The sequence below is a fragment of the Pseudomonas sp. 1L-C-7-B-C1 genome (genome assembly GCF_057291635.1).
In genome coordinates this window covers 25964-43289 of sequence record NZ_JBXAWH010000014.1, presented here as the reverse complement: position 1 = coordinate 43289, position 17326 = coordinate 25964, and the positions used below count along the sequence as shown (strand labels likewise).

Annotated in this window: 15 protein-coding genes; 4 read left to right on the top strand and 11 right to left on the bottom strand. The window is 61.3% G+C overall.

What is annotated here, in order from left to right; all coding sequences use genetic code 11:
- Positions 1 to 51 precede the first annotated feature (51 nt).
- Positions 52 to 1971: an RNA helicase RhlE2 gene (rhlE2, locus tag AC0Z8Z_RS20760; protein WP_485620352.1), complete on the top strand. Its 1920-nt coding sequence runs from the start codon at positions 52 to 54 to the stop codon at positions 1969 to 1971.
- A gap of 294 nt (positions 1972 to 2265) precedes the next feature.
- Here rhlE2 and AC0Z8Z_RS20755 read toward each other — a convergent pair whose 3' ends face one another.
- The 3 genes from AC0Z8Z_RS20755 to AC0Z8Z_RS20745 all read right to left on the bottom strand — a co-directional run bounded on the left by AC0Z8Z_RS20755 (position 2266) and on the right by AC0Z8Z_RS20745 (position 5471).
- Positions 2266 to 2862 carry a YceI family protein gene (locus AC0Z8Z_RS20755; RefSeq protein WP_122536433.1) on the bottom strand — a complete coding sequence of 199 codons (597 nt, stop codon included), beginning with the start codon at positions 2860 to 2862 and terminating at the stop codon, positions 2266 to 2268.
- A 31-nt stretch (positions 2863 to 2893) separates the two neighbouring features.
- On the bottom strand, positions 2894 to 3445 hold the full coding sequence (locus tag AC0Z8Z_RS20750) for a cytochrome b (protein ID WP_122624438.1): 552 nt from the start codon (positions 3443 to 3445) through the stop codon (positions 2894 to 2896).
- A 205-nt stretch (positions 3446 to 3650) separates the two neighbouring features.
- Positions 3651 to 5471: a flavin monoamine oxidase family protein gene (locus tag AC0Z8Z_RS20745; RefSeq protein ID WP_485620351.1), complete on the bottom strand. Its 1821-nt coding sequence runs from the start codon at positions 5469 to 5471 to the stop codon at positions 3651 to 3653.
- A 234-nt stretch (positions 5472 to 5705) separates the two neighbouring features.
- Between AC0Z8Z_RS20745 and AC0Z8Z_RS20740 the strand changes: the two genes are divergently transcribed.
- Positions 5706 to 7112 (top strand): adenosylmethionine--8-amino-7-oxononanoate transaminase, encoded by a 1407-nt coding sequence (locus tag AC0Z8Z_RS20740; RefSeq protein ID WP_485620350.1) that lies wholly within the window; start codon positions 5706 to 5708, stop codon positions 7110 to 7112.
- Positions 7113 to 7171: 59 nt separating this feature from the next.
- Positions 7172 to 7891 carry a 16S rRNA (uracil(1498)-N(3))-methyltransferase gene (locus AC0Z8Z_RS20735; protein ID WP_485620349.1) on the top strand — a complete coding sequence of 240 codons (720 nt, stop codon included), beginning with the start codon at positions 7172 to 7174 and terminating at the stop codon, positions 7889 to 7891.
- A 325-nt stretch (positions 7892 to 8216) separates the two neighbouring features.
- On the opposite strand, the gene hydA is transcribed toward AC0Z8Z_RS20735, so the two are convergent.
- The 8 genes from hydA to trhA form a co-directional block, all read right to left on the bottom strand.
- Positions 8217 to 9653: a dihydropyrimidinase gene (hydA, locus tag AC0Z8Z_RS20730; RefSeq protein ID WP_485620348.1), complete on the bottom strand. Its 1437-nt coding sequence runs from the start codon at positions 9651 to 9653 to the stop codon at positions 8217 to 8219.
- A gap of 13 nt (positions 9654 to 9666) precedes the next feature.
- Positions 9667 to 10563, bottom strand: coding sequence for an allantoinase PuuE (locus AC0Z8Z_RS20725; RefSeq protein WP_122536427.1), 897 nt, complete (start codon positions 10561 to 10563; stop codon positions 9667 to 9669).
- A gap of 52 nt (positions 10564 to 10615) precedes the next feature.
- Positions 10616 to 11488: a MurR/RpiR family transcriptional regulator gene (locus AC0Z8Z_RS20720; RefSeq protein ID WP_485620347.1), complete on the bottom strand. Its 873-nt coding sequence runs from the start codon at positions 11486 to 11488 to the stop codon at positions 10616 to 10618.
- Positions 11489 to 11506: 18 nt separating this feature from the next.
- Positions 11507 to 12754 carry a cysteine desulfurase-like protein gene (locus tag AC0Z8Z_RS20715; RefSeq protein WP_485620346.1) on the bottom strand — a complete coding sequence of 416 codons (1248 nt, stop codon included), beginning with the start codon at positions 12752 to 12754 and terminating at the stop codon, positions 11507 to 11509.
- Between the two features lie 21 nt (positions 12755 to 12775).
- Positions 12776 to 13510 (bottom strand): amino acid ABC transporter ATP-binding protein, encoded by a 735-nt coding sequence (locus AC0Z8Z_RS20710; RefSeq protein WP_037018914.1) that lies wholly within the window; start codon positions 13508 to 13510, stop codon positions 12776 to 12778.
- Positions 13507 to 14184 carry an amino acid ABC transporter permease gene (locus tag AC0Z8Z_RS20705; protein WP_122536424.1) on the bottom strand — a complete coding sequence of 226 codons (678 nt, stop codon included), beginning with the start codon at positions 14182 to 14184 and terminating at the stop codon, positions 13507 to 13509. The genes AC0Z8Z_RS20710 and AC0Z8Z_RS20705 overlap by 4 nt, the downstream gene beginning before the upstream one ends.
- A gap of 52 nt (positions 14185 to 14236) precedes the next feature.
- Positions 14237 to 15013 (bottom strand): transporter substrate-binding domain-containing protein, encoded by a 777-nt coding sequence (locus AC0Z8Z_RS20700; protein ID WP_485620345.1) that lies wholly within the window; start codon positions 15011 to 15013, stop codon positions 14237 to 14239.
- A 463-nt stretch (positions 15014 to 15476) separates the two neighbouring features.
- Positions 15477 to 16094 carry a PAQR family membrane homeostasis protein TrhA gene (gene trhA / locus AC0Z8Z_RS20695; RefSeq protein ID WP_485620344.1) on the bottom strand — a complete coding sequence of 206 codons (618 nt, stop codon included), beginning with the start codon at positions 16092 to 16094 and terminating at the stop codon, positions 15477 to 15479.
- A 164-nt stretch (positions 16095 to 16258) separates the two neighbouring features.
- Here trhA and AC0Z8Z_RS20690 point away from each other — a divergent pair, with 164 nt between their 5' ends.
- Entirely contained in the window at positions 16259 to 17179 is a 921-nt protein-coding gene (locus AC0Z8Z_RS20690; RefSeq protein WP_122536600.1) for a LysR family transcriptional regulator, read from the top strand.
- Positions 17180 to 17326 lie beyond the last annotated feature (147 nt).

The following is a 17326-nucleotide window of genomic DNA, read 5'->3' as shown; positions in this document are numbered from 1 at the left end:
AGATCATCCCTATTTGGGCCTCTATGGCCCCAACTCAAGACAGGATTACTCATGTCCTTTGCTTCCCTCGGTCTCTCCGAGGCTTTAGTCAGCGCCATCGAGGCTGCTGGCTACACCCAGCCTACCCCAGTGCAACAGCGGGCCATTCCCGCCGTGTTGCAAGGCCGCGATCTGATGGTCGCCGCCCAGACAGGTACTGGTAAAACCGGTGGTTTCGCCCTCCCAATCCTGGAGCGGTTGTTTCCCAACGGTCATCCGGACAAATCCCAGCGTCACGGCCCGCGCCAACCCCGCGTTCTGGTCCTGACCCCGACCCGTGAACTGGCCGCTCAAGTCCACGACAGCTTCAAGATCTACGCCAAGAACCTCAAGTTCGTCAGTACGTGCATCTTCGGCGGTGTCGGCATGAACCCACAGGTCCAGGCCATGGCGCGCGGCGTTGACGTACTGGTCGCCTGCCCGGGTCGTTTACTCGATCTGGCCGGTCAGGGCAGCGTCGATCTGTCCCACGTTGAGATCCTCGTACTCGACGAAGCCGACCGCATGCTCGACATGGGCTTCGTTCACGACGTGAAGAAAGTCCTCGCGCGCCTGCCCTCCAAGCGTCAGAACCTGCTGTTCTCGGCAACGTTCTCGCAGGACATCACCGCGCTGGCCGGCAAACTGCTGCACAACCCGGAACGCATCGAAGTCACGCCGCCGAACACCACGGTCGAGCGCATCGAACAGCGCGTTTTCCGTCTGCCGGCCAACCACAAACGTTCGCTTCTGGCGCACTTGATCACCCAAGGCGCGTGGGAACAGGTGCTGGTGTTTACCCGCACCAAGCACGGCGCCAACCGCCTGGCCGAGTACCTGGACAAACACGGCCTCAGCGCTGTGGCGATCCACGGTAACAAAAGCCAGAACGCGCGCACCAAAGCGCTGGCCGACTTCAAGGCTGGCACCGTTCGCATCATGGTCGCGACCGACATCGCTGCCCGTGGTCTGGACATCGACCAGTTGCCCCACGTGGTCAACTTCGAACTGCCTAACGTCGACGAAGACTACGTGCACCGCATCGGTCGTACCGGTCGCGCAGGCCGTAGCGGCGAGGCGATCTCGCTGGTTGCGCCGGACGAAGAGAAGCTGCTGAAAAGCATCGAGCGCATGACCAAGCAGAAGATTGCCGACGGCGATCTCATGGGCTTTGACATCACGGCCGTTGAAGCCGAGAAGCCGGAAGTCCGCGAGCGTCCGGACGTGCGTAATCCGCGCAATGCCCGTGGCCCGCGTGGCGACGGTCCGAACGGCGGCGGCGGTGGTGGCGGTCGCAAGGACAAAGGCAAAGACAAGGGCAAGGAAAAGCCGGCCGCTGCAGCAGCTTCGGGCGAGCGCCCGGCACGTCCGGCACGCCCGCAAAGGCCGCGTCAGGGCACGGCGTCGAGTGAATCACGTCAGTCGCAGCCAGCGGCGTCAGGTGCGAATCGCGCACCCGACGAATTCCTCGATGACGAAGTGGACAACTTCGGTAACCGCGCCGACTACGTCAGCCCGTACCAGAACAAGAACCAGAGCCGCGGTCGTCGTCCGGGCGCTCCTGCCACTGGGGCCGCACCGGCACCACGTGGTCAGGCGCCAGGCCGTAGCGGTCCGCGCGGTGGTTCAGGCAGCGGTTCGGCCACTGGCGCTCCCGCCAGCACCGATACCGCCGGCGCTCCGGCCAAACGCAGCGGTCCTCGCAACGGCTCAGGCCGTGATGGTCAGGCTCGCCGTGAAGACCAGCCTCGTGCACGTCGCCCGGCACGCGAAGACCAGCCAGCGCGTCAGGAGCCAGCGGTTCGCGGCCCTCGCGACGGTCAGCCTGCACCGAAGATCATGCACAAAGAGTCCAAGGGCGATCGGTTCCCTTCGGCTGAACAACTTGATCAGCTGCCAAGCCGCCCACGCGGTGAAAAACCAGCCCTGCTGACCCGCAACCGCGAAGGTTAAGCAGCGCCGGTTGTTGAGTAGCAAATAAAACGCCCCGACTGGTTCGGGGCGTTTTTGTTTCTGCCGGCTTATGAGTCCTGTAGGAGTGAGCTTGCTCGCGATTAACGGTGGGGCAGATACAAAGCGCTGCCTGCTAGATAGCAATCGCGAGCAAGCTCACTCCTACAGATGCGGTGAGCAGTACATTCTCAGGAATGCCGCATTGCCATCGCAGGGCAAGCCTCGCTGAAAAAAAGCGCTACACACAAAAACGCCGACCCAAAGGTCGGCGCTTTATCACTACAACAACGGGTCTTACTTGGCTTTGACGCCTTCGAACGAGATGTCCAGGTCCATGGTGTCGGACTGTGGACCCAGGTCCATCATCTTGCCGAAATCAGAGCGCTTGATCGAGGTAGTGCCCTCGAAGCCGGCACGGTAGCCGCCCCATGGATCCTTGCCTTCACCCAGGAAGGTAGTCTTGACCACAACCGACTTGGTCACGCCGTGCAGGGTCAGGTCGCCAGTCACGTCAGCCGTGGTTTTGCCATCGGCGTTCTTGCCGACGTTGCTGACCTTGGTGGAGACGAATTTGGCGTCAGGATAAGTTGCGACGTCCAGGAAGTCCTTGCTGCTGATGTGCTTGTCACGTTCAGCGTGGTTGGTGAAGACGCTGGCGGTCTTGACGTCGATGCTGATCTTGCTGTCTTCAGGCTTGGCGGCGTCGAAGCTGAATGTGCCGGTCCAGTCCTTGAACGTGCCGTAGATGAAGCTGTAGCCCAAGTGGCTGATCTTGAAGTTGATGAAGGCGTGCTGGCCTTCCTTGTCGATCGTGTAATCAGCGGCCATTGCCTGACCCGCAGTCAGCAGCGCGGTACCAAGGGCCAGTGCAGCAAGTGTCTTTTTCAACATACGTCTTCTTCCTTTCCAGTTGAATTGAGTATCAGGCCTTACGGCCAAGCATACGTACAAGCGTGGCATCACGATCAACGAAGTGATGCTTCAAAGCGGCCAGCCCGTGGAGTCCAGCGAAAATCACCAGGGTCCAGGCCAGGTACAAGTGAACGGTGCCCGCCACGTCTGCCTGGTCGGGCAGTCCGCTGATCAATGCAGGCACTTCGAACAATCCAAACACCGGAATCCCGACACCGTCTGCGGTGGAAATCAGGTAACCGGCGAACATCACCAGAAACAGGTCCAGGTACAGAAACGCGTGCCCCAGTTTCGCAGCCGTCTTCACAAACCGGCTGTGGGTGGCAGGCGCTGCTGGCGGCGGACTGAGGAAACGCCAGATCACCCGGATCAGCATGAACAGGAACAGCGTGATGCCGATGCTCTTGTGCAGGTCAGGGCCAGCCTTGCGCCACGTGTCGTAATAGCCCAGCCCCACCATCCACAACCCTAGCGCAAACATGCCGAACACCGTCAGCGCGACACCCCAATGCAAAACGATGCTGACCCAGCCATAGCGAGAAGAAGAGTTGCGTAGCTGCATGCTGAATATCCTGTGAGGGCCGAGGGAGAGACTAGCGCTTTACCTATCGAAAGAAAGCGCAAAATGTTGCTTTGAAGAATCAGAAAATCCGATTGAAATCTTCTGACATATTTTCGTACGAAGGAGATTAAGCCAGCGTTACGATTCATCCAGGCGAAAAAAAGGCGCGGTATCAAGCCGCGCCTTTGTTTTCAGCCGTTACCGATCAGTTTTTGCTGTCGGTCGCGGGTGCTGCCGGAGCCGTTGCCGGAGCCGCCGGAGTGGCCGGTGCCGCCTTGTCACCCGTGGCCTTGACCGGCGCTTTTTTCGCAGCGTCGGTTTTGGCAGGGGCTTTGTGAGTGGCTGCCGGTTTGGCGGGGGCCTTTTTGACGGGCTCCTTCTTCGCCGGTTCTTTCTTGGCCGGTGCCTTTTTCGCAGGCTCCACGACCGCAGGCTTGGCTGGTTCAACCACTGGCGCTGGCGGCGGGGTTACTGGCGCAGGCGTTGGAGCCGGGGCTGGAGCCGAAGCAGGCGCTGGGGCTTTCTCGGCCGGTTTCGGCTCAGGCTTGGAACCGCCGAACAGGTTCGAGAAGAAGCCGCCAATACCGCCGCTGCTTTCCTTGGCCGGTTCAGGGGCCTTCGGAGGCGGCGCTTTGACCGGTTCGTACGACTTGCCTTCAGACAGACCCTGCACCTGAGCGGCCGCGCGCTGACCCGAACGCAATGCGCCTTCCAGGGTGCCCGGGTACAAAGTGTCAGTATGTTCGCCGGCAAAGGCTACGCGCTGCAGTGGTCGTTCCCACAAGCGCCAGTATTTGCTGATCTGGCCTGGGCCGAACGCCAGGTAGGCGCCGCCGCTGGACGGGTCGATGCTGGAGCGACGCAGTTCATAACCGGTGAACGCGCCGCGGGCCTGTGGATAGAACGCCTGCATGCGGATCAGTACCTGATCCACCAGTTGCTTGTCGCCGAACGCCTGCATGATGCGGGCGTTGTCACCGGACAGGTTGATCACGACGTTGGCGCCGCCCTTCAATGCAGGCTCGACCCACAACATGCCCAGGCCAGTGTTGCTGTAGATCTCGCCGGACATGCGCGCCTTGCTGTCCCAGACCGGGGTCTTGAACTTGAGCATGATCTGGTCATGCCAGCCGTAGTTGGTGCTCTTGATCGCGCCCAGACGCTGGGCGTCCAGGGCCGGGGTCATCTGGATCTTGCTCAGTGCGCGCAACGGCACGGCCAACACCACATATTCGGCTTCGTAACCCAGCGAACCGACCTTGACGGTCACGCCGTCCTTGTCCTGGTTGATGGCCGACACCGGCGAATTGGTCTTGATGACTTTCAGCTGTTTGACGAATTCCTCGGCCAGCACCGCGCTGCCACCCGGCAGGCGAGCGGCGCGACGGTCGCGGTCGTCGACGTTGCGATTGACCCGCGTTTGTTGTGCGAGATACAGCAGCGACAGACGCGAAGGTTCGTCGTAGCGCGTACGAATCTGCTGATTGATCAACTGGCGCGCAGTCGGTGGCAGGCTCAGACGGTCCAGCCAGTTGGCGACGGTGATCTGGTCCAGTGCAAACAGCGTGCTGTTGGCTGCCGGGTTGTCCGGGTCAGTGATCGAGCGGGCCAGGTCATCCACCGCCGCTTCGTAGCGCTTGATGGCTTCAGCAGTCGCTGGCTGTTTGGTCGCCAGGTCGGCGCCGGTGAAGTACTCGCCTTCGATCAGGTAGCTCGGGGTCCGCACGAATTCCGGCGCGGGCACCGCCTTGATCTTGAAGCGATCAATGTACTGATTCAGCACCGGCTGGGCCTTGGCGTTGCCAATCCATTCGCTGCCGGCCAGACCGGAGCGGCCGCCAACGTTGGGTTTGGCTTCCAGCAAGGTGACTTGCCAGCCTTTGCTTTGCAGCTCGTAAGCCGTCGTGAGTCCCGCCAGACCGCCGCCGACGACGATCACCGTATGCGGCTTATCCACGGCAAGCGCCGAAGCGCTGACCATCCCAACCATCACCAACGCACAGGCGCGCAGCCAACCAGAAAGCATTCAGCGAACTCCGGAGAAAAACGGGGGGAATTGTCGGATTTTGTTGTCCGATTTTTCGAAGAGCGCGAAGGATACGCGAGCCGCGAAACGCCCGCCAGCAATGTCGGCAAGCCTGATTTTCGCGCGCGCGACGACTGAAACAACGCGCTAAAGGTTGTCCCGCTGGCATGCATTGCATAGGCTTGCGCGATTGTTTGCCCTCGCGCCATGCGAGCCGCTATGTGGAGAAGAGTAATGGGCCTTAACGACCAGTGGATGCAGCGCGACCTGAAGGTCCTTTGGCACCCCTGCACCCAGATGAAAGACCACGAAAAACTGCCGCTGATTCCGATCAAGCGCGGCGAAGGGGTCTGGCTGGAGGACTTCGAAGGCAAGCGATACTTAGACGCGGTCAGCTCCTGGTGGGTCAACGTATTCGGCCACGCCAACCCGCGTATCAATCAGCGCATCAAGGATCAGGTCGATCAGCTGGAGCATGTGATTCTGGCGGGCTTCAGCCATCAGCCGGTCATCGAGCTGTCCGAGCGCCTGGTGGCGATGACGCCCGAAGGGCTGACGCGCTGCTTCTACGCCGACAACGGTTCGTCCTGCATCGAAGTCGCGTTGAAAATGAGCTTTCATTACTGGCTCAATCGCGGCAAGCCGGACAAAAAACGCTTCGTCACTCTGACCAACAGCTACCACGGCGAGACCATGGCAGCGATGGCAGTCGGTGACGTGCCACTGTTCACCGAAACCTACAAAGCGCTGCTGATGGACACCATCAAGGTGCCGAGCCCCGACTGCTATCACCGGCCTGAAGGCGTGAGCTGGGAAGAGCACACCCGCACGATGTTCGCGGTGATGGAGCAGACCCTCGCCGAGCATCACGACAGCGTCGCGGCGGTGATCATCGAGCCGCTGATTCAAGGCGCAGGCGGCATGCGCATGTACGACCCGATCTACCTCAAGCTGCTGCGCGAGGCCTGCGACCGGTATGGCGTGCACCTGATTCATGACGAGATCGCCGTGGGCTTCGGCCGCACCGGGACCATGTTTGCCTGCGAACAAGCCGGCATCCGACCGGATTTCCTGTGCCTGTCCAAGGCGCTGACCGGCGGTTATCTGCCGTTGGCAGCGTGCATCACCACCGATGACGTGTACGACGCGTTTTACGACGACTACCCCACCCTTCGCGCGTTTCTGCACTCCCACAGTTACACCGGCAACCCCTTGGCGTGCGCGGCGGCGTTGGCAACGCTGGATATTTTCGAGCAGGACAACGTCATCGAAAACAACAAGGCGCTGGCCCAGCGCATGAAGACCGCGACGGCGCATCTGGTCGATCACCCGAACGTCGCTGAAGTGCGGCAGACCGGGATGGCGATTGCCATCGAGATGGTGCAGGACAAGGCCAGCAAAACGCCGTATCCCTGGCAGGAACGGCGTGGGCTGAAGGTGTTCGAGCACGCGCTGACCCGAGGTGCACTGCTGCGTCCGCTGGGCAGCGTGGTGTACTTCCTGCCGCCTTACGTGATCACGCCGGAGCAGATCGACTTCCTGGCCGACGTGGCGACCGAAGGGATCGACATCGCGACGCGCAGCAGCGTCACGGTGGCGGTGAGAGAGAACTTCCATCCTGATTTTCGTGATCCGGGCTAGCAGGCCGTTACACACATTCTCCAGGCGCTGCATTCAACACAATCTTTAGAGACACAACCATGAGACTGTCCCGCTTTTTCGTCGATGCCACCCTCAGCGTCGGGGAGCACGAACTGCCAGAGGCCCAGGCCCATTACATCAGCCGCGTGTTGCGCATGTCTCAAGGCGACGCGGTTCAGCTGTTCGATGGCTCGGGCCATGAGTTTCGCGCCACGCTGGCGGAAGTCGGCAAAAAGCAGGTGCGGGTGCAGGTAAACGAAAGCTTTGCCGGTCAGCCGGAGTCGCCGTTGCACATCCACCTCGGGCAAGGCCTCTCTCGGGGTGAGCGGATGGATTGGGCGATTCAGAAAGCCACCGAGCTGGGCGTGACGCAAATCACCCCGATCATCAGCGAGCGCTGCGAAGTGCGTTTGAAAGACGAGCGTGCGGAAAAGCGTCAGGCACACTGGCAGCAGATCGCAATCAGTGCCTGTGAACAGTGCGGGCGCTCAGTGGTGCCGGTGATCCATGCTCCCGTGACCCTGGCCGACTGGCTCAAGCAGACAGAAGCGGACTTGAAGCTGGTGCTGCACCCGGTGGCCGCCCCCCTGACCAGCCATGAAAAGCCCGGCAGTCTGGCGTTTCTGATTGGTCCGGAAGGCGGGCTGAACGACGCCGAAGTGGCTCAGGCGCAGGACGCCGGTTTCCACGCCGCCCGCCTCGGCCCCCGCGTACTGCGCACCGAAACCGCGCCAGTGGTGGCGCTGAGCATCGCGCAACAGTTGTGGGGGGATTTCTAGGTTACGGACGGCACTGACCACATGTAGGACCGGCTTTAGCCGGGAACACGTCGGGCGTCACGTCGCGAGTTTGATGGCGCGCAGGCCGGCCTCTTCCCTTGTAGGACCGGCTTTAGCCGGGAAAGCGTCAGGCGTCACGCCGCGAGGTTTGGTGGAGCGCAGGCCGGCCTCTTCCCGGCTGAGGCCGGGCCTACTGGGGTCGCATGCATCCTCCAGAGATTTAGCGGATGTTCGTGCCTCTTCGCGAGCAAGCTCGGCTCCCACAGGAATGGTGTGAGTCAGCCAATATCGCGCCGCCATTGATGCACAATGCGTATGACAGTCATCACTCCGGTAACTCCGACTCTCGACGCCGCGCTTTCGCAGGTTCCGGCCGGGCGCAGGGCAGAAATTCTCCGCGCCCCGGCTCACCCAACGGACTGCCGTCCCATACCCGTTCCCCTCTGGCGAAGGTCATCGCCGGCCATGCACTCAAGCGCATCCCCTCGTACGGGGTGTAATCGACATTGTGGTGCAGCATCTCGTTGGTCAGCTCGATATCCAGGTCGTCATCCCAGATCACCAGATCCGCATCCGACCCGATAGCGATGCTGCCTTTGCGCGGATACAAGCCGTACAGCCGCGCCGCATTGGTGGCCGTCAGCGCGACAAATGCCTGCGGGCTGATTCGCCCCTTGCGCACGCCTTCCGACCAGAGCAGCGCCATGCGCGTCTCGACGCCCGGAATGCCATTGGCCACTTCGGAAAACGGCGCCGCCTCGCCGTGGGCACGTTTGCCGTCCGGGCCGCCGTAGCGAAACGGCGCGTGATCCGACGAGAAAACTTCGAACGAGCCATTCTGCAAGCCGTCCCAGACCACTTGCTGATTGCCGGCGTCTCTCGGCGGCGGACTGCAGATGCACTTCGCGCCTTCGAAGCTGTCATCGCAGCCCAGCGAATCTGCCGTCAAAAACAGATACTGCGGGCAGGTTTCGCCGTAGACCTTCAAGCCGTGGCTCTGCGCCCAGCGGATCTGCTCGATGGCCTCACGCCCCGACACATGGACGATGAGAATCGGCACATCCACCAGCTCGGCCAGTGCAATGGCCCGGTGCGTGGCCTCACGCTCCACCAACATGGGACGAGAGCTGGCGTGGTAACGCGGCGCGCTGAGACCGGCGGCGAGCAGGCGCTCGGTCAACCAGGCGATGCAGTCGCTGTTTTCAGCGTGCAGCATCACCATCGCGCCTTCGGCCCTCGCCACCGATAGGGTTTCCAGAATCTCCCGGTCGTTGAGCTTCAGCGCGTCGTAGGTCATGTAGATCTTGAATGAGGTGTAGCCCTCGGCAATCAGCTCGGGCAGCTCGCGGCGCAGCACGTCCTCGGTAGGGTCGGTGACGATGAGGTGAAACGCGTAATCGATCAGCGCCCGACCATCAGCGCGCCGATGATAATCCTCCACCGCCGCCCGCAGGCTTTGTCCCTTCTGCTGGCAGGCAAAGGGAATCACTGTTGTAGTCCCGCCACACGCCGCCGAGCGGGTGCCGCTCTCGAAGTCATCGGCCATGACCGAGCCATCGCCGGTCGGCTGATCCAGATGCACATGGCTGTCGATCCCGCCCGGCGTCACAGTTCGCCCTCGGGCATCGACTTCCTCTGCGGCACCTTGCAGGCCCAGGCCCAGCGCGACAATTCGGCCGTCGCGCACACCGATGTCGCACAGGAAACCGTCCGCCGCCGTCACCACATTGGCGTTACGGATGATCAGATCAAAAGCCTGCATGTCGTTCACTCCGTCAGGCGCGGGTCAGCCAGGCCTTGGCGATCTCTTCGCGGGTCGTGAACCAGACGCCTTCGCGGGCCTGGGCGTACTCGATGAAATGCTTGATCGCGCGGACACGACCCGGACGTCCGACCATCCGCGGGTGCAGCCCGATGGACATCATTCGCAGGCCGTCAGCGGATTCTTCGTACAGCACATCGAAGCTTTCCTTCATGTACTCGAGGAAATCGGACGCCTGGGACAAGCCCGGGGAGTTCCAGTAACGGAAGTCGTTGACGTCGCTGGTGTAAGGCACCACCAAATGTTGCTTGCCCTCGACGTCGACGAAATACGGAACGTCATCGTTGTAGGCGTCGGAGTCGTAAAGGAACCCGCCCTCTTCCGCCACCAGCCGACGCGTATGAACGCTGGCGCCGTAGCGGCAATACCAGCCCACCGGGCGCTTGCCGCAGGTGCGCTCGAACGACTCGATCGCCAGACGAATGTGCTCGCGCTCCTCGGCCTCGGTCAGGCGGAACACTTCTTCCCAGCGGTAACCGTGGCTGCAGATTTCATGACCCAATTCGACGGCGGCCTTGGCCACATCCGGGTTCTGCTCGAAAGCCACCGCGCAGGCATGAAAGGTCGCCGGGACGCTGGCCTGTTGCAGGATGTCGAGGATCCGCCAGATGCCAACGCGGGCGCCGTACTCGTACATCGACTCCATCGCCAGATTGCGCACGCCGTCGGGAAACTGATAGCTGCCCCACTCGGTCATGCTCTCCTGGTCTGGATCACCCATGGCCAGGGAGCGCTCCGAGCCTTCTTCGTAATTGATGACAAAGTTGACGGCCAGCCGCGCGCCGTTGGGCCAGGTGCCTTGGGGGCGCTGCCGGCCGTAGCCGACCAGATCTCGAATGGGTGACGCCATAAAAGCCTACTCCTGCAACGTTCGATCAGTCGGCCGACCGCCAAGCCAAGGCTCAGCAGTCAATGGTTTTCAGTGCATCGTGGTCCGGACCATCGAGGGTCTGACCGGTCCGGAACGCCAGGCCCATGGCCAGGGTCTGCGCAATGCAGAAAGCGGCGGTTAGCGAGCGAAAGCCCAGCAGCTCGGCGTCGTTGACCTCGATCATCACCGACGCAGTTTGTCCGATGGGGCTGAGAATGCTGTCAGTGATCGCCACGATGGGCGTCCCCGCAGCAACCGCTTGCTGGCAGGCGTCGATGGTTTCCTGCGCGTACGGCGGAAAACTCACCGCCACCAGCACGTCATCGCCGTGCAGCGCGCCGACCTGCTCGCGCAAACTGCCGCCCAGGCCGCTGATGTGTACGGCACGACGACCGACACGGCTGAGGGCGTAACTCAGGTAGGAGGCCATGGGAAACGAACGGCGCATGCCGACCACGAAGGTGGTGCGCGCCTGTTCCAACAGCTCGATGGCGCGTTCGATGGCCTCGACCTGCTCGCCTTCGGCCAGGTGCTCCAGCGAAACGATATTCGCGCGACTGAACGCCGAGAGCATGGCGCCCACATCGGTGGGATCGTCGAGCAGTTGCTCGCCACGGTAATGCCGGATGCGCTCTTTGAAACTGCCCTGCCCGGCCTGCTGCAACGGCTGCTTGAACAAGCGCTGCAGATCGCTGAACCCGCCGAAGCCCAGCGCCTGGGCCAGCCGAATGAACGCCGACGACGGGATGCTGGAGATCTTCGCCAGCGCCGCGACCGTGTTCAGTGCCACATCGTGGGGGTGCTCGTTCAGGTAATGCGCCGCGTCACGCTGCCGCGCGGTCAGGCGTTCCTGATGTTCGACGATGGCGGCACGCAGCTCGGCCAGGGTTTGGGGTACAGGCATAAGAAGGCTCGATAAAAGTCAGGAGGGACGCAGTTCTGTGATCGCCCGGGCCAAGTGCTCCACCAGACGATTCAGCTCATCGACGCTGTTGTAGTGGGCGATCGACACACGAACCACGCCGCCGTATGGGGTCAGGCCCAACTGTTCGATCAGGCGGCGAGCATAGAAGTCACCAAAGCGGATGCCCATGCGGTGATTGTCCACCCGGCGCACGATGGCTTCCGACTGAATGCCCTCCACCACAAAACTGATGGTCGGCACGCGATCACCGTCAGTCACGCGGGATTTTCCGATGATTCGTACGCCCGGCGTCTCCCGCAGAAACGCCAGCAGCGTTTCGGCCAACAGGTCTTCCTGCACTTCAAAGGCATCGAACGCGGCCTGCATCAACTGGCGTTCGCTGCCGCTGGCGCCAAGGCGTCGACCGATGTCGATCAGGTAATCGCTGATGCCAATGCAGCCGTAGGACAGCTCGTAGTTCAAGTTGCCGGGCTGCAGCTTGTAGGGAATGACTTCCTGACCGATGAAAAAGTGGTTCAGGCTCGGCAGTTCCAGCAATGCTTCCCGCTTGCCCCACAGCACAGCGAAGTGTGGGCCGAAGGTCTTGTAGAAGCTGAACACGTAATAATCGGCGCCGCTGGCTTGCACATCGACCAGCCGATGGGGCGCGTAGGCCACGGCATCGACGCACACCTTGCCGCCCACCGCGTGCACCCGGCGCGCAACTTCGGCGACTGGGTTGACGCTGCCGAGGATGTTCGACGCATGGGTCATGGCCAGGTAGCGGGTCTTGTCGCTGAGCAGCGCGTCCAGATCGCCGAGTTCCAGGTCCATGCTCTGCGCGTTGACCGCCCAGACGCGCAATGTCGCCCCGCGCTCTTCGCACAACCGCACCCACGGCCCGATGTTGGCTTCGTGGTCGCAGTTGGTGACGATGATTTCGTCGCCGGGATTGATCGACGGCGCGATGGCGCGGCAGAGGATTTGCAGCAAATGGGTGGTCGAGCCGCCCATCACGCACTCTTCCGGGTAGCGCGCGTTGATCAGTTGCGCGACCGATTCCCGCGCCTGCATGACCCGCGCGCCAGCGTCCACCGACTCACTGTAGGACGCGCCCAGTTGCACGGCGCTGTTGAGCAAGTAATCGGTGATGCGCTCGGCGACCGGCTTGAGCACGGCCGAACCGCCGGCGTTGTCCAGGTAGGCGTAGCCGCTGGCGAGGGCGGGAAACTGGCTGCGTACGTAATCGATGTCCAAGGCATTCAAAGGATGAGCTCCAGAGTCTGATCAGTGATGCAGGATGGCCTGCAAAAACGCGCGGGTTCTCGGCTCTTGGGGGGCCGTGAAGAAATCGTGCGGGTTGTTCTGTTCGATGATTCGGCCGTTCTCCATGAAGATCACCCGGTCGGCGACCTTGCGCGCAAAGCCCATTTCGTGGGTCACGACGACCATGGTCACGCCGGAGCGGGCGAGGTTCTGCATGACGTCCAGCACTTCGCCGACCATCTCCGGGTCGAGTGCCGATGTGGGCTCGTCGAACAGGATCACTCGGGGTTCCATGGCCATGGTCCGGGCGATGGCCACGCGCTGCTGCTGGCCGCCGGACAACTGGCTCGGGTATTTCGCCGCGTGGGCGCCCATGCCGACTTTCTCCAGCAACAGGCGCGCGCGTTCGTTGGCGTCACGGCGAGACATGCCACGCACCCGCACTGGCGCCAGCGCCACATTGGCGAGCACGGTGAGGTGCGGGTACAGATTGAAATTCTGAAAGACCATGCCGACTTCGCAACGAATGCCCGCCAATTTTGGGCCTGTTTCAACGCGCTGGCTGCCGACGCGGATGTCGCCCTGCTGATACTCCTCCAGCAGATTGATGCAGCGGATCAGTGTCGATTTCCCGGAGCCCGATGGCCCGAGGATCACCACGACTTCGCCTTGATCAACGGTCAGGTTGATGTCGGTCAGGGCCTGGAATGGCCCGTAGAATTTGGCCACGCCTTCCATTTCGATGACGGTGCTCATGAACTCTTCCTCCCGGCGCCATTACGCCGCTCGATCCAGCTCACCAATTGCACCAGCGGCAGAAGCAGCAACAGGTACATCACCGCCGCGCCCACCAGCGGTGTCGGGTTGGCCGCCAGCGCCTGGGCTTGAGTGGCTTGTTTCAGAAGATCGGGCATCGCCACGACGGACGCCAGCGCGGTGTCTTTCATGACGTTGATGCAGTTGCTGGTCATCGGCGGCATGACGATGCGCATGGCCTGGGGCAGGATGATGTCGCGCATAGTGTTGAAAAAACTCATGCCCTGGGATGCCGAGGCTTCGAACTGCCCGCGCGGAATGGCCTCGATGCCGGAGCGGAAGATCTCCGCCGAATACGCGCAGGACACCAGCGAAAGCGCCGCAGTCGCTGCCGCAAAGGACGATAGGCGAATGCCCACAAACGGCAGCGCGTAGTAGATCAGCACCAACAGCACCAGCAATGGAATCGAGCGCAGCACGTCGATGTACACCCGCGCCAGAAACCGTACGGGCGCGTACCCATACAACCGCAGCATCGCCAGCACCAGCCCGCCCACCAAGCCGAGAATGATGCTGACCACGCCGAGCATCACCGTCACGCCCAGGCCGCGCAGCATCAGTGGCAGCGCATCGACGAACACGCTCCAGTTGAAGAACGTTTCTAACAACTCCATTGCGATTCCTTGGTGGCGAGCAGTGACGGACGCGGGCGTGAGCAGTCAGGGGTTACTTGAGTACGTCGACCACTTTGACGGTGCTGGACTCCGGATCAGCGTCGGCACCGAACCACTTCTCGTGCAAGTCGGCGATCACGCCTTCTTTTTTCATCGTACTGATGATGTCGTTGACCTGACCGGCCGATGCCCAGCCCTTGGCGTGCATCAACGAGTACTTCTCGCCGGTAGGAATTTTCGCGACGACTTTGTACTGCGGCTTGTCCTTGATGTAGTACAGGACCGCAGGGATGTCGCTGATGTAGCCGTCCATGCGGCCGGACGCGAGGTCGAGCATCGCAGGCGACAGCCCTTCATAGCGTGAGACTTCTTTGAACTTGTATTCGGCCTGATGGGCGTTGACCCACATGTCGCCGGTGGAACCGGTGTCGACGCCGACCACCTTGCCGTCCATGTCTTTCAGGCCGTTGATGCCGGATTTGGCGAGCACCGACAGGGATTGGTCGCTGTCGTAATACGGCTGGGCGAAGCCGACGGACTCAAGGCGCTTGGGGGTGATGGTGATCGAGGAGATGGCGATGTCAGCGCGCTTGGACTGCACGGCGCTGAACAGGCCGTTGAACGGGATGTTGACGAACTCCACGGTCTTGCCGGCGCGTTTGGCGACTTCCTTCACCACATCGACTTCGAAGCCGACGATCTCGCCTTTGGCGTCCTGAAACTCCCACGGCACGTTGCCCACGTTGGCGCCGACGGTCCAGTCGGCGGCCCAGGTGGATGCGGAAAAGGCGGTTGCCACGGCCATGCTCAAGAGTACTTTCACATTCATGTCTTGCTCCCCGATTGATCAGTCAGTTCAAGAAGGCCGCCTTACCACAAGAGGGGGCGTTTCGAGGATCAGACTAGGATGACGAATCAAATAATTCAACAAATAAAATAAATGAATTAAATGCTTCAATCGGGTGCGAAAGTTATCCGCATTGGTGCAGGTGGGAAAGCGGGCAAGGCTGTGGGGTGTACAGAAAATGATCAGTGATTTGAAGGATGCCATGCACCGAAGCGGCGCATGGATGGCTGGGTGCGCGTCGGGAATTGCCGGTCGCGCAGCAAGGATGGTCCGTGTAGGAGTGAGCTTGCTCGCGAAGACATCATTCCAACCGCTAAAAAATTCAGCGGATGTACCGGCCTCTTCGCGAGCAAGCTCACTCCCACATTTCATTTGTTGGCATTTGCATTTGTGGTGTCGTCACGCTTGGCAAGAGCTGACGTTGCCGCGATTTATCGCTCTCAACTCACAAAACGTAACGCGAAATCGCGACAAAGTGCAGCAGGCTGCCGGCAATCACAAACAGGTGCCAGACCCCATGAAAGTGTCTGACCTTGGTGTCGAACGCGAAGAAAATGATCCCCACGGTGTAAAACACGCCACCCAGCGCCAGCCAGATGAATCCGGTCATGCCCAGCGCGGCGATCAGTGGATTGACCGCGACCAGCACAATCCAGCCCATGACCGCGTAAATGACGATGGACATCACCCGTGCTTCGGAGCGAGGTTTTATTTCCTGAAGGATGCCCATGATTGCCAGCGCCCAGACGATACCGAACAACGTCCAGCCCCAGGTCCCGTGCAGCGTGACCAGACAAAACGGCGTGTAGCTGCCGGCGATGAGCAGATAGATCGAAAAGTGATCAACCTTTTGCATGATCACTTTGGCCCGGCCGCGAACGCTGTGATAGACCGTCGACGCGCTGTACAGCATTACCAGCGCCACGCCGTAGACCGCGACGCTGATGATCTTCCAGATATCCCCGGACATCGTCGCGACAACCAGCATCCACACCGCGCCGATCGTCGCCAGAATCGCCCCCACCAAGTGGGTCCAGGCGTTGAATTTTTCTCCGTAGTACATCCGCAAACTACCTCTCAATTGCATGACACCCGCCAAGCGTCCTGCTTCTGAACCGCAATGACAACGCATTGTGTCGTGTTATCGAGAATTTAATGCAGTCAGCAACCGATCTCTTCGGCACAATCGGGCGCTCTCAAAACAAGAACCCGGCGCGGGCCCACACGATGCAGATCGACGAAGAGCTCACCCTCAAGAAGCTGGAAATCTTTCTGGCGTTCATGCGCACCGGCAATCTGGCGCGCGCGGCAGCGGAGCTGCAGACGAGCACGGTCAGTGTGCATCGGGCGATTCACTCGCTGGAAAGCGCGTTGCGTTGTCCGCTGTTCAAGCACGAAGGTCGCAACCTCACGCCCCTCGAAGGCGCTTATGTGCTGGAAGAGCGCGCGCAGAAACTGGTGCAGGACGTGCTCGCCACCATTGAACAAACGCGTCAGGCGGCGGGGTTTTCGGCCGCGCGTTTCAAACTGGGCGCGCTGTATTCACTGACGGTCAAGACCGTGCCGCAGCTGATCATGGGCCTGAAAATCCGCCGCAGCGAACTCAACATCGACCTGATTCTGGGCTCGAACATCGACCTCTTCTACAAGCTGAAGAACATGGAAGTGGACGCGATTCTGGTGTCACTCAACGAGAGCGTGAGCGATCCGGATTGTGAGCAGTTGCCGCTGTTCTCCGACGATATTTTTCTCGCCACGCCGGCTGACTCACCCTTCGCGCTACAGAGCGAGGTGGACCTGAGCGACCTTCGGGAGGCGACCTTCATTACCCTGACCCAGGGTTTCGCCACCCATCGGGATGGCGCGCGAGTGTTTGAGCAGGCCGGGTTCGAACCGAAGGTCGCCATGCAGGTCAACGACATCTTCACGCTGCTGAGCATGGTCAGCTCGGGTGTGGGTTACGCATTGCTACCGGGGCGAATCGCCGCCGTCTACGAAAACCGCGTCCGCCTGGTACCGCTGCAGGCGCGATACCGCATGCAGCAGCACATCGGACTGGTCTTCCTCAAAGCGCGCGAACGCGACCCGAACCTCTTGGCGTTGCTGGCGGAGTGCCGGATGTACTCGAATCGGCTGGCTCAGGCCTGATCCCGGCTTCAGCTCGATCCAATATCCACTGTGGGTGTGAGCTTGGTCTGGGCCGCATCGGGGCGAAGAGGCCAGGATATCCGGCCACTTCCTCTGCGGACCGCCAGGAAGCCTTCGCGAGCAAGCTCGCTCCCACAGAATCGCCGT